The following is a 16023-nucleotide window of genomic DNA, read 5'->3' on the forward strand; positions in this document are numbered from 1 at the left end:
CGTACCCATTACGCAGCAAGCTTCCAGCAAGTTTCCCACCCACATTGCCAAGGCCAATAAATCCAATTTTCATATAACCCTCTTTCTTATCAAAATTATTAAAGTGTATTCATTGGAGTTGCCACACCGCAGAGCAAATAACTTAATTAAAACGAGCACTTGTATTCGGCATATTTCAGAAAATGCCGCAGACTGCATAGCCAAGCTATGCCTAAATCAAACCCGCAACAATTGAGATTTTTTGAGGACTGGTAAATATTTTTTACCGGAAACGAGATGAATCGAGATATATTCAGCCCTTACTCAGTCGGTAGGAATCTGCTCTTCAGGCAGAGCGAACAAGGGCAGGCGATGACCAGCAGCATGGATTTCAGAAAACTCCCCTCCTTAAATTCGTTGAAGGGTTTTGAGGCCACAGCCCGGCTTCGTAGTGTCAGGCGCGCCGCCGAGGAGCTAAATCTGACCCACCCGGCAATCACCCATCAGATCCAGACGCTGGAGGAGGGACTCGGGGTAAAGCTGTTTTCTCGCGAAGGCCGCAGCCTGGTGTTAACTCCTGAAGGGGAAGCCTATTACTCCTGCGTGCTTACCGTACTGAAACAGCTGCTGGCAGGCACCGAAGCCATACGTCGCAGCGACTCTCTGCCGCCACTACGCATGCAAACTTACATCAGTTTCGCCGTTTGTTGGCTGGCCCACCGGCTCCCCCAATTCCGCTCAATGTACCCGGACATGCAAATGCACTTGTCAACATTGGGCTCCAGCTGGGAGTTCGACGAGTCGGGCGCCGACATCGCCGTGATCTACCGCAATGACCCTCCCCCAACCCACCTGCATTGGGTGAAACTGTTCGACTCAAGGTATTTCCCGGTCTGTAGCCCAAAGCTATTGGAGAACCGATCTGCTGACATGAAACCGGAAGATCTAAAGCAGTATCCACTGATCACGGTCAACTCCGAAAACCAGTTTTGGAATTGGAACACTTGGTTCGAGTCGGCTGGAGTGCAGATGACCAACCCGGCCGCCACCATAGTGGTTGACACCTTAGTGCTATCACTTGAAATGGCTATGGATGGTGAGGGTATTGCGCTGGTCAATGGCCCCTTGGCCGACAATGGCCTGCGCGCAGGTCGTTTGATCAAGCCAGTCGAGCACTATGCTGAAGGCCAAGGACACTGGGGTATTATTTGTCGCAAGGATATGCGCAACGACAAGCGAATTGTCAGCTTTACCAACTGGCTGTTAGCCGAACGCTGAATCAATCGACGAATTTATAGTTGACCTTTGGCCATCAAGCATAAACCAATTCATTCATCGCTATGCTGGAAGACTCGCGCAGTAACGTGAACGTACAACGTAAAGACTTCTGATGTTATTACACTCTTTGATCAACCAACGTACAGAACTTCGCCCAAGTTATTCAGTGTTCGACTGAAGCATTTGCTTATAAATGGATTTCCAATAACAGAATCGATCCACCTATAAAGAGATCCCGTTGCCGGACAATGTGCGCCGCTGCATCGACCAAGCTGCGCTGCAACCGCTGTTGCAACACTCTTGAGTCTACGCCGAATGGAAAACGGTATCGACACACATCGACTAACATGCCAATGTCGACGTTCATTATTACTTCGTGCCTAACACCGCTGGCGTTATCGCTCATAGGCGCGGAAAACGTACCATTGTTGCCTGAGCAAACTGCATCTCAGAAGGGCTGAAGCCTATGTCCATCAATGGATGAATCGGCTGATCTGAGCGTAATTCTCGACGGGGTTGCCGTTCGATACGGTTCGCTTACTAGCCGCCATGAGTGTTGCAGGCGGAAATTGTCAGCGGTAACAAGAACGTTTGGCCCAAGCATTCCCGACAGACGATCGTTTGGCGCGCCTTGGACGTTTTTGGTCATTCCAAGAGCACGCCAATGGCCGAAATCCTGGCCCGTACGTTACTGCTTTAAGCGAGCGAATATTCCGTACCCACAATGCCTGGATCAAACGGCTTGCGAGCAAAAACTCGCTTTACCATTGGAGCGAAGTGCTCAAGGCGAGGGGTTGGGTAATCGGGATCGAAAGAGGCTTGATCCCAGCGCTCACAAAAGTCCACGCACAATTGAAACAAAGGATGATCTTTGTAGCGATCTCTCTCGTTTCGGTCGCCCCCAAAATGATGGGCGTAGTAGAAATTCTGGAACAAACCATGATGGTGTAAAATCCAGGCAACCTCCCCGCGCACGTAGGGCCGAATGATCGATGCGGCGTATTGGGAATGATTATATGGGGCAAGATCATCGCCTATGTCATGTATCAGTGCACCCACGACCATCTCTTCATCGGCGCCGTCGGCCTCTGCGCGCGCAGCTGTTTGCAGTGAGTGCTCAAGGCGGTTGATCTTGTATCCGCTCAACGTCGTGGCGAGCCCCTGGAGGGCATTAAGAATCCAATCTCGGTGTCAGTTTTTCTGGGACTCTGTAGGTGTAAGCCCCTAATTCTTTAGCCTTCAACACAGACGACTCGTTTTGACATAAGTTGTCCGTCTATAAAAGGTCCGGGTCAACGACACCACGGCGTTTATCTTCGCGCTCATGGCATTTGCCGCCGGTTTCATCGTGCGGCCATTCGGTGCGCTGGTGTTCGGTCGGTTGGGGGACATGATCGGGCGCAAATACACCTTCCTCGCAACCATCGTGCTCATGGGCCTGGCGACGTTCTGTGTCGGGTTGCTGCCGACCTACGCCAGCATCGGCATCGCCGCGCCGATCATCCTCGTGGTGCTGCGCATGCTCCAGGGCCTGGCCCTCGGCGGCGAGTACGGCGGCGCCGCAACTTACGTGGCCGAACACGCGCCGATCGGCAAACGTGGCTTCCATACAAGCTGGATTCAATCCACGGCAACCCTCGGCCTGCTGCTGTCGCTGCTGGTGGTGCTCGGTTGCCGCTACTTCACCGGCGATCAGTTTGAAGTCTGGGGCTGGCGCATTCCGTTCCTGTTTTCCATCGTGCTGCTGGGCATTTCGACCTGGATTCGCCTGAGCCTGCACGAATCGCCGGCCTTCGTGAAAATGAAAGAAGAAGGCAAGCTGTGCAAGCAACCGCTGCGCGACTCCTTCGGCAAATGGGAAAACCTCAAAGTCGTACTGATTGCCCTGTTCAGCATCAACGCCGGGCAAGCGGTGACCTTCTACGCCGCGCAGTTCTACGTGCTGTTCTTCCTCACCCAGTTCCTGAAAATGGACCCGGCCCTGGCGAATAGTCTGCTGATTGTCAGCGTGATCATCGGCGCGCCGTTCTTTATCTTTTTCGGCTGGCTGTCGGACAAGGTCGGGCGCAAACCAGTGCTGATGATCGGCCTGTTGCTGGCTACCGCGCTGTATTTCCCAATCTTCAAGAGCCTGGCGCACTACGCCAACCCGGCGGTGGATCAGGCCAGCCGCCAGGCGCCGATCACTGTGCTGGCCGACCCGGCCACTTGCACCTTCCAGTTCGACCCGGTGGGCAAGGCGAAATTTGACAGCCCGTGCGACAAGGTCAAAACCTTCCTGGTCAAGCAAGGCCTGCCTTACACCAGCGCCGCCGCCCCCGCCGGCAGTGCCGTGCAGGTCAGCGTCGGCGACGTGAAAATCGATGGTTACGACGAAGCGGCCCTGCGTGGCGCGGTGACCCTGGCGGGCTACCCGTCGCAAGCCGACACCCAGCAGATCAATAAACCGATGATCGTCGCGCTGATTGTGGCGCTGATCATCATCTCCGCCATGTGCTACGGCCCGCTGGCGGCGCTGATGGTCGAACTGTTCCCGACGCGCATCCGCTACACCTCGATGTCCCTGCCCTACCACATCGGCAATGGCTGGTTCGGCGGGTTCCTGCCGACGGTGTCGTTTGCGCTGGTGGTCTACACCGGGGACATTTTCTATGGGCTGTGGTATCCGGTGGTGATTACCGGAGTGAGCCTGATTGTGGGGCTGATCTGTTTGCGGGAGACGAAGAACGTGGATCTGGACACCAACTGATCGACCTCACAAAAAACGCCCCGTGACCCGGGGCGTTTTCGTTAAGCTCGACGAAACGCACAGCCCCGCCACTTCACCGACCGAGGCCCCATGATCATTTCCTCTGCATCCGACTATCGCGAAGCGGCACGTCGCAAACTCCCACGATTTCTGTTCGATTACATCGATGGTGGCGCGTATGCCGAGCATACGCTGCGGGCCAACAGTGCGGACCTGGCGAACATCAAGCTGCGCCAGCGCATCCTGAAAAACGTCGAAACCCTGAGCCTTGAAACCACCCTCTTCGATCAACCGCTTTCCCTGCCCATCATCCTGGCCCCGGTGGGCCTGACCGGGATGTTCGCCCGCCGGGGTGAAGTGCAGGCGGTCAAAGCCGCGGAAAACAAAGGCATCCCGCTGTGCCTGTCCACGGTGTCGGTGTGTTCGATCGAGGAAGTCACGGCCCACACCCAACAATCGATCTGGTTTCAGTTGTACGTATTGAAAGACCGGGGCTTCATGAAAAACGCTCTGGAGCGGGCCAAAGCCGCTGGGGTGAAGAACCTGGTGTTTACCGTGGACATGCCCACGCCCGGCGCCCGCTACCGGGATGCGCACTCGGGCATGTCGGGGCCTTTTGCGTCGTCGCGGCGGATGTTGCAGGCCATGACCCGGCCCGACTGGGCGTTCAACGTGGGCCTCATGGGACGTCCCCACGACCTGGGCAATATCTCGAAGTACCTGGGCAAAGCCGTCACCCTCGAAGATTACATGGGCTGGCTGGCCAATAACTTCGACCCGTCGATCAGTTGGAGCGATCTGGAATGGATTCGGGACTTCTGGAAAGGCCCGATGATCATCAAAGGCATCCTCGACCCGCAAGATGCCAAGGATGCGGTGAGCTTCGGCGCCGACGGCATCGTGGTGTCGAACCACGGCGGACGACAGCTGGACGGCGTGCTCTCCACCACCAAGGCCTTGCCGCCCATCATGCAAGCGGTGGGCAATGATCTGACGGTGCTGGTCGACTCGGGTATTCGCTCGGGGCTGGATGTGGTGCGAATGTTGGCGCTGGGCGCCAAAGGCGTGTTGCTGGGGCGCTCGATGGCCTATGCACTGGCTGCCGACGGACAGCGCGGGGTGGAAAACCTGCTGGATATCTTCGCCAAGGAAATGCGCGTGGCCATGACGTTGACCGGCGTGACGTCGATCAGTCAGATCAATGAATCAACGTTAGTAGAAGCGCTTCGATAGCAGGGTTGCTATGAAACCGGAGATGAGGGGGCAAGCCCCTCACCACTGGCTCAGTGTCAGCGCCACAGTTACTCGAAGTTTTCGATGATCTCGAACTTCACTTGATCCGGATAGAACGCCAGGTAATTGCGAATCTGATCCACCGATACCTTGGGGTTCTCATAACTCCACACCGCGTTCGCCCCCTCATGCCCCGGAACCTGCAAACTGAAATAGCTGGCATCGCCCTTATAGGGGCAATAACTGGTGTGATCGGTGCGGGCGAAATACTGCTCGGCGATGTCCTCGCGCGGGACGTAATACACCGGCGGATAATTGGCCTCAAGCAGCACCAGCGCCCGGGCTGACGCGGCCACCTGAATACCGTGAAACTTGACCAAGAGGCAGCCGGGCTGCTCGGCGATGGTGATGACAGGGCTGGGACCGGAGCTTTTCATGGAATACGTTCCTCATGACGCTGATGAACCTGTAGGCCAGGCTGCAAAGCGGCCCCAAAACCTGAGGCCCCGACTGTCAGGTATAACCCATGTTTGGCGACCGCGACTGCTTCGCAGCCGAACGGAACCACACAGTCAAAAGATCGCAGCCTTCGGCAGCGCCTACATTGACCGCGTACAACCGAGACGTTTGTACTGCGCTCGCCCCTGTAGGAGCTGCCGAAGGCTGCGATCTTCTGCTCTTGCTTTACATCAAGCGACGATATCCGTCACCACGGCCTGCCCCACCATCCCCACCGCAAAATCCACCGCACCATGCCCGGTCAAATCCACCATCAAACTGGTCTGATGGGTCTGCGCAAAGTACGTCAGGATCGCATCGCCCGCATGCCCGGTGAAACCGCTGACAAAGTTCAACGTCGCACTACCCGAGGCAAACCCAGCAATCCCCGACAAATCGATCTTGTCCTGGCCGCTGGTGAAATCCATGATCCAGTCCGGCGCGGTCATGGTCGAATCGCTGGCAGCACCAAACACAAAGGTGTCCGCCCCCGCCCCGCCCCACAACGAATCACCGCCACCGTCCCCGTAAATGATGTCGTTGCCGGCCCCGCCTTCAAGGATGTTCGCCACCGCGTTGCCGATCAGCAAATCATTGCCCGAACCGCCGGTGGCGTTTTCCAGGGTCACGCCGTGGGCGATGGACACGTTGCCCACCAAACCACCCACATCGGAGAACGCGCCTTCATTGAGGTTGATCTTCTGGTTCTGGCTGAAACCGGAGAAATCCAGGGTGTCATTACCACCGCCGTCCCACACCGAAAACACCACCTTCGACGCCGCCGAAGTCGCGCTGTAGAAATCCCGCTCGGCGTTGGAATTAAAGCCGTAGACGGTGTCGCTGGCGCGGGTTTCAAGGTTGGCGCCGTAGAGTTTCTGCACCGCGACGATATCGTCCAGCAACGGTGCCGAGGCGTAGGCGCCGCTGCCATCCTTGCTGAAATTCTGCTGCGTGTTGCTTTCGCTCCAGTAGCTCATGAGGCTGTAGCCACGGGTGTCCTGGGCGTAAGTCACATCGTTGTAGGTCGGGTTGCCGTTGCCAGCGTTGTAGACGCCCGGGTGCGACAGGCCCAGGGTGTGGCCGATTTCGTGGGTCAGGGTCTGGCGCCCGTAGTTGTTGGTGCCCGGGGTTTTATTGACCTGATATTGGTCGTTGATCATGTACCAGGACTGACCGTCGTACTGACTGCCCTGGGGCAAATAGGCAAACGCCGCGCCACCGGTGTTGTTGCTGTAGTTGCCGAAGGTCATGTGGCCGTCGCCACCGGCGCCTTCGCTGAACGTGACCTTGGCCACGTCCGACCAGGACTGCATCGCCAGCACCGCTTGAGCTTTTTGCTGGGCGCTGAATTCACCGAACGTACCGAGGGCCGGGTTGTAATTCGCCGGTTTCGAGGTCAGGAAGGTGTAGCTGAGGTCGATCTTGCCGTCGCTGTTCTGGTCGTGCCAGGACGCGCCTTTGCGCAGGATCTGGTCGGCGGCCTGATCGGCGGTGAACGACGGTTTGCCGTTCACCAACGCGCTGCCGCCCCGGTCGTACAAATGGCTGAACGTGTCGACGCTCGAATAGGCGTCACTGGCCCTGGATTTTGCTTGAGACATTGCTTACGTCCTTGTTCAAAGTAGTCAGTTTCCGACAGACCACGGCGATCCCTTGGCGAGATCGTCCTGTCACTCGCCCCATTAAAGGCTCGGTGAAACTGACACAGCTTGAAATGGGGCGCTAATCAATTTCTCGATAGCGCCGGGGTGTCGGTGTGTCGTGAGCTTCGGATAAAGTGCCCGGCCCAGGCACCGATACCTGGATTCGAACGTTGGAGAGCAATGATGGAAATAGCGGGCATTCCTTTTGGCACCACAGACTGGTCTTGCATCGAACCCACCGAACACCCGGGCGAAACGGGCAGCGCGTTATGGCGTACTCAGCAGTTCGGGGCAATTCGTGTGCGCATCGTTGAATACACGCCGGGCTACCTGGCCGATCATTGGTGCTCCAAAGGTCACGTGCTGTTTTGCCTCGAGGGGGAACTGCTCACAGTGTTGGAGGATGGTCGGCAATTCGTACTCAAACCCGGCATGAGCTATCAGGTCGCGGACAACGCCGAAGCACATCGATCCTCGACAGCCGTAGGCGCTCGGTTGTTTGTGGTGGACTGACATCCCGAGCAACCCTTTATCTGTATATCCATACAGATAAAAGGTTGCACCAATCGCATTCCCTGCGCATTCTGTTCACCTTCTTCAAACCGACTTGAACGATGGTGGTTATGCAGCTGTACCTCTGTGAAAAACCTTCCCAGGCCAAAGACATCGCGGCAGTGCTCGGCGCCAAGCGCCGGGGCGACGGTTGCTGGCTGGGAACGAACGTCACGGTGACCTGGTGCATCGGCCATCTGCTGGAAACCGCGCCGCCGGATGCCTACGACGCGCGCTACAAGCGCTGGGTGCTGGCGGACCTGCCGATCATTCCCGACAAATGGAAGATGACCGTCAAACCGCGTACTGCCAGCCAGTACAAAGCGGTTAAACGCTTACTCGGCGAGGCGACGGAACTGGTGATCGCCACGGACGCGGATCGCGAAGGCGAAATGATCGCCCGGGAGCTGGTGGAGCATTGCCGCTATCGCGGGCCGATCCAGCGGTTGTGGTTGTCGGCGCTGGATGATGCGTCGATCCGCAAGGCCTTGGCGGCGCTCAAGCCTGGGGCCGAAACGTTCAGCCTCTATCACTCGGCGTTGGGGCGTTCCCGGGCTGATTGGCTGATCGGGATGAACATGAGTCGGCTGTTCACGCTGCTGGGGCGCCAGTCCGGTTATCAAGGCGTGTTGCCGGTTGGCCGCGTGCAAACCCCGACGTTACGGCTGGTGGTGGATCGGGATCGCAGCATTGCCGATTTCGTCCCCGTCGCTTATTGGGCCATTGACGTACAACTGCTGCACGACGGCACGGCGTTTACCGCTCAGTGGCGGGCGAACGCCGATGCTTGCGACGATCAGGATCGCTGTCTGAATCAGGCCCTGGCGCAGCAAGCGGCAACCGCCATGAGCGGTGCAACCAGCGCCAGGGTGATCAAACTGCGCACCGAGCGGATGCGTGAAATCGCGCCGCTGCCTTTCGATCTGGGGACCTTGCAGGAGGTTTGTTCGAAGAAGCTCGGCCTCGGCGCCCAGGAAACCCTCGACATCGCCCAGGCGCTCTATGAAACCCACAAAGTCATCACCTACCCGCGCAGTGACTGCGGCTACCTGCCCCTGAGCCAGCACAGCGAGGCGCCGGGCATTCTCGCCGCGCTGCGCCAGGCCGATCCAAGCCTGAACGCCCTGAACGAGCATCTGGAGCCCCAGCGCCGGTCACGGGCCTGGAACGATGCCAAGGTCAGCGCTCACCACGGCATCATCCCCACCGCCGCCGCGAAAAACCTTGAGCGACTGGCGGGCAAGCAGCGGGCGGTCTACACGCTGATTCGTGCGCGTTATCTGGCGCAGTTCCTCCCCAACCACGAATACGACCGCACCCAGGCGGACTTCGACTGTGCCGGCGAAGCCTTGCGCGCAGTGGGCAAGCAGATTGTCGAACCCGGCTGGAAGCGGGCCCTGCCCGAGGCCTTGGCTCCGGCAAAAGGGCGTGAGGTCCCCGCGCCACAAACCCTGCCAGCCTTGGCCGAAGGACGCGATTGCGCAGTGGCCGAGATCAAACTCAAAGACCTCTGGACCCAGCCGCCCAAGCCGTTCACCGAGGGCGACCTGATCAAGGCAATGAAAAACGTCGCCAAACTGGTGGAAGACCCGCTGCTCAAGCAGAAGCTCAAGGACACCACCGGAATAGGCACCGAAGCCACCCGTGCCTCGATCATCCAGGGCCTGCTCGACCGGGGTTATCTGGTGAAGAACGGCAAGGCCCTGGCCGCGACGCCGGCCGCGTTCAGCCTGATCGACGCCGTGCCCCGCGCCATCGCCGACCCTGGCACCACCGCCATCTGGGAGCAGGCCCTGGACATGGTGCAAAGCGGCGAAATGAGCCTGGAAGAATTCGTCACCAAACAAGCGGCGTGGATGAGCAAGCAAGTTGCCCGCTGTTCTGGCCTGAACCTGACCATCAGCGGCCCAGCCAGCCCGGCGGGTCGCACGGGCACGCCGTGGAAGAAAAAACGCAAGACCGCTGCGCGCAAGCCTGCGACCGGCACCAAACGCGCCGCCAAACCGGCGAGCAAAGCGTGAGGGCACTTCGGCACGCTGCCAATGGTCTAGTGTTGCTCAAGCCCAGGCGATCGCCCCACTTTCTGAAAGGCACCGACCATGATCATCGTCCACCACCTGAACAACTCCCGCTCCCAGCGCATTCTCTGGTTACTGGAGGAACTGACCATTCCTTATGAGCTGAAACTCTATCAGCGCGATCCGAAAACCAACCTCGCGCCGCCAGAGCTGAAAGCGATCAATGCCTTGGGCAAGTCCCCGGTGATCGAGGACGGGCCGCAGAAGCTGATCGAGTCCGCTGCGATCATCGACTACCTGATTCGCCGTCACGGCCAGGGCCGCCTGCAACCTGATCCCTCCACCCCGGCCTACGATGAATACGTGCAGTGGCTGCATTTCGCCGAAGGCTCGGCGATGTTGCCGCTGATGTTGAATCTGTATGTGGGCAAGTTGGGTGAGGCCGGTGCACCGTTGCATCCGCGGATCAACTCGGAAGTGGCCAACTACTTGAGCTACCTCGACACCGCACTGGGCCAGTCCGATTACCTGCTGGGTGATGAATTCAGTGCTGCCGACATCCAGATGAGTTTTATCGGCGAGATCGCCCGGGCCCAGGGCAAGCTGCGCGACTACCCGCATGTGGCCGCCTGGGTTGAACGCTTCCAGGCGCGCCCGGCCTATGTGGCGGCGCTGAAGAACGGTGGCAAGTACGACTTCGCGCCCCATTGATCGAACATGTCCAGGCCAGGGACGGCCCGGCCCATCAGGAGCCTGCCATGCCCTCCATCGAACTTCACGCCGCCCAGCGCGATGAGCTGGAGACGATTGAAAACCTGATGCAGTTCTACACCTACGATTTCAGCGAGTGGCTGCCGCTGAAACTGGGCGAGCACGGTTTTTTCAGCATCCAGCCGAAGCAGGACTATTGGCGCAAACCGGCGACACGACCGTTTTTGATCAAGGTTGATGGCGAACTGGCCGGGTTCGTGACCGTGGATGATGAAACTCACATGGCCAGCGCCGAGTTCAACATTGGCTACTTTTTTGTCAGCCGACGCTTCCGTGGCCAAGGTGTCGCGAAGTTTGTCGCTTCCACCCTCTTGAGCCGGTTCCCCGGGCAATGGCAAATTTTCCATATCGATGCGAACCAGCCTGCGCGGCTGTTTTGGGCCCATGTAATGCCTGCCCTTGCGCAGGGAAACGTCACAACGCATCAATTGGCGGTGGACGGCTATCCTTGCACGCTCTACCGCTTTGAAAGCCCCGCCGCCGGGTACTAGATATCCTTCGCTAATTCCCAAACCACTTTGTCCGACAATATGTAGTGACCAAAAATAATCACTACATAACCATTGACGCCGTCGATTTGCCCTTGCATGATGCAGACGTCTCCCCGATCGGGAGTACAGGCAACACGTTTGAGCAAGCTCGTCTGACCGCCGAGCTGTTTTTCCGGATACACGCTGCCCACAAGGCAGATTGAAGAAGCTGACCTGGCCCGAACGTCCAGTACAAGGACGAGAAATGCTGGCGAAACATTCTCATGAAGCTTGTGGCCGACCCTGAAAATGTCGGCAGTGGCCTCCAGGTTTTCGCCGCTTCTCTTCGTTGTGACGCTATTGCGTAGCAGTTATTCAACACGACTACATGCAACAGACGCGAGACCCCGTCAATTTGGCGGCTGACCGCTGACGTCCTGGTTTCGGTGCCAGGGATCAACTAACCGATGGGCTACTTGTATTAGCGAATCAACTTTGAAAGATCACCAAATGGTCAAGGGGCTTAATATGAATCTGAACAATCAACCAACTATCGAAGAACTGGCTCGTATGTTCGCTGCGCAAAAAGACAGCCAAGACAGCCATATCCTGTGGATCAGCAAGTCGGGCCAGGTACACATGGACAGCCTGTCGCCCCATGCTCACGAAGCAGAGTTCGACCAGAACAACCAGGACTTGCTGGCCCGACTGAAGATGTACCGTCGCGGTCAGGGTTATGTCGGCAAGAAAGCCGCGGCCGACAAGGACTTCATCGGTAATGTTCTGCAAACTCTGAAACAGGCGTGGGCATCGATGCAGAACCAGAATGAAGTTCGGGTGATTGATCGGTTCTACTGAGTCAAATTGAAAAAAGGGCCTGCTCCCATCAAGGAGCAGGCCCTTTTTTATGCCCGACGTTTGTTGCGATCAATTCAGCTCTAAACTCAACACCAGTTCAACAAACGCCAACGCCGCCGCGCTGTGATAATTATTGCGCCGCCGCAACAACGCCGCCCCCCGCTGCGGCGCCTCGCCCTGCAAGGCAATCTTGCGCAACGCTCGATCCTCAGTCGCAATCGGCTCCGGCAAAATGGTCGCGACGGCCGTGTGCCGAATCACCTCCAGCAACGTGCTCACCGAATTCACCTCGATTGCCACTTTCGGCGTGATGCTTTGTTGGCGGAAATATTCGTCGATGGATGATCGGGTGATGAACTCCGGTGCCAGCAATGCGAATTCCAGTTGCGCCACTTCGCTCGGCGTTAGCGCGCCCCGGCTCTCATACAACGGATGGCCACGCCCGACCACGACCCCCAACGTCTCGACAAACGCCGGGATGCATTCGATCTCGGGGTTTCTCACCGGCGTAAAGGCGATGGCAATGTCCAGCGAGTCGTCCGCCAGTCCGGCCTCGATGTCGTCCATCGACAACTCGAAAATTTCCAGATGGATGTTCGGGAACCGCGCCACGTAATCGCGCACCAACGGCCCCACCAGATACGCCATAAACGTCGGCGTCATGGCCAGGCGCAAGGTGCCACGGGACAAATCCTTCACGTCATGCAGCGCACGCTTTCCCGCCTCCAGTTCCACCAGCACCCGCCGCGCGCACTCGATGTAGGCCTCGCCTGCGTCGGTGGGCTTGACCGTGCGTGAGGTGCGGTCGAACAGGCTGACACCCAGGGTCTCTTCCAGTTGGCGGATTTGTTGGGACAGGGTCGGTTGGGAAACATGCAACGCCTCGGCGGCGCGAGTAAAGCCGCCGTGATCGGCGACCGCAATCAGGTAACGCAAATGGCGAAGCAGCATCGGGGGACTTTCCATCTATAGGCTGTGCTTATGCTGGGCATTGTATATCGATCTTGGACGCTATGGATCAATCGGCAGAAGATTGCTCCACACACAGCAACCACCCAAACCGATAGGAGTCACACCATGCAACAGTCCCACGTTTACAACGACCAGAGTCTGGCCCTGACCACTTCGATCCTTGACGCCAAGGCCCGCAAAAACCTGTCCTGGCAGGACCTGACTGACGACACCGGCCTGGGCCTGGCCTACGTCACCGCCGCCCTGCTCGGCCAGCATCCACTGCCGGAAGCCGCGGCCAAAGTAGTCGGTGAGAAGCTCGATCTGGACGCCGACAGCATCGCCCGTCTGCAAATCATCCCGCTGCGCGGCAGCCTGTCGGGTGTACCGACTGACCCGACCATCTACCGCTTCCACGAAATGATCCAGATCTACGGCACCACGCTCAAAGCCCTGGTTCATGAGCAATTCGGCGACGGCATCATCAGCGCGATCAACTTCAAGCTCGACATGAAGAAAGTCGAAGATCCGGAAGGTGGCTCCCGCGCCGTGATCACCCTGGACGGCAAGTTCCTGCCACTGCGTCCTTTCTAACTCGGTACCGGCCCGCACTCAGCGTGCGGGCCACCCCCCCATCAGTCGTTCATTCACCCAGCTCAACTGGAGGATGCCCCATGAAAAAAATTCTGTTCGCCCTGTCGCTGATCGCCGGCCTCGCTGCTCAAGCTCAAGCCCAGGACGGCGCGGTCGCCTACCAGTACGGCATGAACCTGGACATCGCCCAAGTGGTGCACATCACCCCGGTCGCCGATGTTTGCGGACCGGTGCCGGTGGAGATGACCTACCTCGACTCCAAAGGCGTGACCCACATTTTGCAGTACAGCGAATTCGGCAGCGGCTGCTCGAACTGAGCCGCCACGGTTTATCACTTTTTGAGGAAGCCCCCATGAAAGCGCTCATCGACGGTTTTTTGAAGTTCCAGAACGAAGCATTTCCACAACGCACCGACCTGTTCAAACACCTGGCCACCACCCAGCACCCCGGCACGTTGTTTATCACCTGTTCCGACAGCCGCGTGGTGCCTGAACTGCTGACCCAGCAAGAGCCCGGCGAACTGTTCGTGATCCGCAACGCCGGCAACATCGTGCCGTCCTATAGCCCGCATCCGGGCGGTGTCTCGGCCACGGTTGAATATGCCGTCGCGGTGCTCGGCGTCACCGACATCGTGATCTGCGGCCATTCCGACTGCGGCGCCATGACCGCCGTGGCCAAATGCAAATGCATGGATCACCTGCCCGCCGTCAGCGGCTGGCTGCAACACGCCGAATCGGCGAAGGTCATCAACGAATCACGCCCGCATGCCAACGAAGCGGCCAAGGTCAGTTCGATGGTGCGCGAGAACGTGATCGCGCAACTGGCGAATATACAGACGCACCCGAGCGTGCGCCTGGCGCAGGAAAAAGGTCAGTTGAACCTGCACGGCTGGGTGTACGACATCGAGACCGGTTCGATCGATGCGCTGGACGCCGACAGCCGCCGTTTCGTGTCGCTGGTCGAGCATCCAACTACCTGCGCGGTGTACGCCAAGGCTTCTCAAGTCGCTTGAACACCGTCACAAAGCGCTATGAATAAGCCCCCACCACTTGCTTCACTTTCATCAGCGCATTTCGAAGCGTGTGCATGTCCACCGAACCCAGGGCCAGCCGGATCGCATGCGGGACATGAACCGAAGTTGCAAAAGGTTCAGCGGTCGACACTGAAACCTGCTCGTGCAGCAACGCCATGGCGATCTGGTCCGCCCTTGCCTCCTCCGACAAGGGCAGCCAGACAAAATACGACGAAGGATGACGAACGTAACGCAGCCCGCTCAGCACCTCGTCGGCCAAGGCCTGCCGGGCCTGGGCATCGGCGCGTTTTTGCGCTTCCAGCAAAGTGATGGTTCCATCGTCCAGCCACGCGGTGGCAATCGCGGTCATAACGCCGGGAGTGTTCCAGGTGGTCGCCCGGATCGTGCGCTCCAATGCCGGCACCCTCGACATCGGCGCAGCGACGAAGCCGACGCGCAACCCCGTGGCGATACTCTTCGACAACCCGGAAACATACACCGTCCTTTCCGGTGCTAACTCAGCCAGCGGTGGCGGCGGCGAGTCAGCCAGAAACGCGTAAGCCGCATCCTCGATGATCAGCAGGTCGTGCAGGCGGGCAATCGACACCAGTTGCTCGCGCTGATCGGCGGGCATCACCCAGCCCAACGGGTTATGCAGGGTCGGCATGCTGTAGAGGGCGCGCACCGAACGGCTTTGACAAAGTTTGGCCAGAGCCGCGAGATCCGGCCCGGTGTCCGTGACGGGAATCGGCACCACCTCCAGATGCAGCGCTTCGGCCAGCACTTTGAAGCCCGGATAGGTCAAGGCGTCGGCGGCGATCACATCACCGGGTTGCAGCAGCCCCATCATCGTCACCGCCAACCCGTGCTGGGCGCCACTGACCAGCAACACCTGTTCGGCAGTCACGCTCAGCCCGCGTATGCGCAAATGCCGCGCCACCGAGGCCCGATCCTGCAAGCGCCCGGCGTGAGGCTGGTAGCGCAAATGGGCTTCCAGATCACCGGACAACGCCAGTTGCCGCAACGCCGTGCGCAGCAAATCAGCCTGGCCCGGTAACGACGGATAGTTGAAATTCAGGTCCATCATCCCGGCGACAACGCTCGGTTGATGAACCCCCAGGCTCGGTGGCAACGCCGTCTCCCGGACAAACGTGCCGCGCCCGGTCTCCCCGCTGACCAACCCCATCGCCTCCAGCTCGGCATAGACCCGACTGGCCGTGACCAGCGCCAACCCCTCCGTCGCCGCGAGTTGCCGGTGCGTCGGCAAGCGTGTGCCGGGCAGCAATGTTCCTGAACGAATGTCAGCGGCGAAGCGGTCCACCAGGGATTTGTATCGGGAGCGCGGCATAGGCCAATGTATCCATGACAATTTTTTGATTGTGCTGATCTTCGGTCATAGGATGCGCTCAATGCAACC

At 58.6% G+C, this 16023-nt stretch carries 16 protein-coding genes and 1 pseudogene; 12 read left to right on the forward strand and 5 right to left on the reverse strand.

All coding sequences use genetic code 11. The features are described 5' to 3' along the window. Together V5E99_RS27825 and V5E99_RS27830 are read left to right on the forward strand one after the other, a co-directional pair. Positions 1-235, forward strand: a 235-nt coding sequence (locus V5E99_RS27825) for a hypothetical protein (protein WP_499805557.1), incomplete at its 5' end; no start/stop codon positions are given. A 116-nt stretch (positions 236-351) separates the two neighbouring features. Continuing rightward, entirely contained in the window at positions 352-1257 is a 906-nt protein-coding gene (locus V5E99_RS27830) for a LysR substrate-binding domain-containing protein (RefSeq protein ID WP_499805559.1), read from the forward strand. 696 nt (positions 1258-1953) lie between these two features. Here V5E99_RS27830 and V5E99_RS27835 read toward each other — a convergent pair. Then, the gene (locus V5E99_RS27835) at positions 1954-2403 is read right to left on the reverse strand and encodes an HD domain-containing protein (RefSeq protein WP_499805561.1); all 450 of its coding nucleotides are present in this window, start codon (positions 2401-2403) and stop codon (positions 1954-1956) included. Between the two features lie 145 nt (positions 2404-2548). Between V5E99_RS27835 and V5E99_RS27840 the strand changes: the two are divergent. Both V5E99_RS27840 and lldD read left to right on the forward strand, forming a co-directional pair. After that, a pseudogene (locus tag V5E99_RS27840) lies at positions 2549-4006 on the forward strand (MFS transporter); the annotation flags it as partial. Positions 4007-4096: 90 nt separating this feature from the next. Next, positions 4097-5239 (forward strand): FMN-dependent L-lactate dehydrogenase LldD, encoded by a 1143-nt coding sequence (gene lldD / locus V5E99_RS27845; protein WP_499805562.1) that lies wholly within the window; start codon positions 4097-4099, stop codon positions 5237-5239. 68 nt (positions 5240-5307) lie between these two features. On the opposite strand, the gene V5E99_RS27850 is transcribed toward lldD, so the two are convergent. After that, a complete protein-coding gene (locus tag V5E99_RS27850) occupies positions 5308-5676 on the reverse strand; it encodes a DUF427 domain-containing protein (RefSeq protein ID WP_499805563.1) in 369 nt (122 codons plus the stop codon). A gap of 252 nt (positions 5677-5928) precedes the next feature. Beyond that, the gene (locus V5E99_RS27855; protein ID WP_499805565.1) at positions 5929-7338 is read right to left on the reverse strand and encodes a serralysin family metalloprotease; all 1410 of its coding nucleotides are present in this window, start codon (positions 7336-7338) and stop codon (positions 5929-5931) included. Positions 7339-7563: 225 nt separating this feature from the next. Between V5E99_RS27855 and V5E99_RS27860 the strand changes: the two genes are divergently transcribed. From V5E99_RS27860 to V5E99_RS27880, 5 genes are all read left to right on the forward strand, one after another. Next, positions 7564-7893: a DHCW motif cupin fold protein gene (locus V5E99_RS27860; protein WP_499805629.1), complete on the forward strand. Its 330-nt coding sequence runs from the start codon at positions 7564-7566 to the stop codon at positions 7891-7893. 110 nt (positions 7894-8003) lie between these two features. Next, entirely contained in the window at positions 8004-9953 is a 1950-nt protein-coding gene (locus tag V5E99_RS27865) for a DNA topoisomerase III (protein WP_499805567.1), read from the forward strand. A gap of 78 nt (positions 9954-10031) precedes the next feature. Next, the gene (locus V5E99_RS27870; protein ID WP_499805569.1) at positions 10032-10661 is read left to right on the forward strand and encodes a glutathione S-transferase family protein; all 630 of its coding nucleotides are present in this window, start codon (positions 10032-10034) and stop codon (positions 10659-10661) included. Between the two features lie 47 nt (positions 10662-10708). Next, positions 10709-11212: a GNAT family N-acetyltransferase gene (locus tag V5E99_RS27875; protein ID WP_499805570.1), complete on the forward strand. Its 504-nt coding sequence runs from the start codon at positions 10709-10711 to the stop codon at positions 11210-11212. A gap of 507 nt (positions 11213-11719) precedes the next feature. Next, positions 11720-12049, forward strand: coding sequence for a hypothetical protein (locus tag V5E99_RS27880; RefSeq protein ID WP_499805571.1), 330 nt, complete (start codon positions 11720-11722; stop codon positions 12047-12049). Positions 12050-12118: 69 nt separating this feature from the next. Here the strand turns inward: V5E99_RS27880 and cynR are convergent, their stop codons facing one another. After that, entirely contained in the window at positions 12119-13000 is an 882-nt protein-coding gene (gene cynR, locus V5E99_RS27885; RefSeq protein WP_499805572.1) for a transcriptional regulator CynR, read from the reverse strand. A 126-nt stretch (positions 13001-13126) separates the two neighbouring features. On the opposite strand from cynR, the gene cynS reads away from it, so the two are divergent. From cynS to V5E99_RS27900, 3 genes are all read left to right on the forward strand, one after another. Beyond that, a complete protein-coding gene (gene cynS, locus V5E99_RS27890; RefSeq protein ID WP_499805574.1) occupies positions 13127-13594 on the forward strand; it encodes a cyanase in 468 nt (155 codons plus the stop codon). Positions 13595-13674: 80 nt separating this feature from the next. Beyond that, a complete protein-coding gene (locus V5E99_RS27895) occupies positions 13675-13911 on the forward strand; it encodes a DUF2790 domain-containing protein (RefSeq protein ID WP_499805576.1) in 237 nt (78 codons plus the stop codon). A 35-nt stretch (positions 13912-13946) separates the two neighbouring features. Beyond that, a complete protein-coding gene (locus tag V5E99_RS27900) occupies positions 13947-14606 on the forward strand; it encodes a carbonic anhydrase (protein WP_499805578.1) in 660 nt (219 codons plus the stop codon). Between the two features lie 16 nt (positions 14607-14622). Here the strand turns inward: V5E99_RS27900 and V5E99_RS27905 are convergent, their stop codons facing one another. Continuing rightward, complete coding sequence (locus V5E99_RS27905; protein WP_499805580.1) at positions 14623-15954, reverse strand: aminotransferase-like domain-containing protein; 1332 nt, start codon at positions 15952-15954, stop codon at positions 14623-14625. Between the last annotated feature and the right edge of the window lie 69 nt (positions 15955-16023).

It is taken from the genome of Janthinobacterium sp. LPB2021202312-11-4 (assembly GCF_037049705.1).
GTDB lineage: Bacteria > Pseudomonadota > Gammaproteobacteria > Pseudomonadales > Pseudomonadaceae > Aquipseudomonas.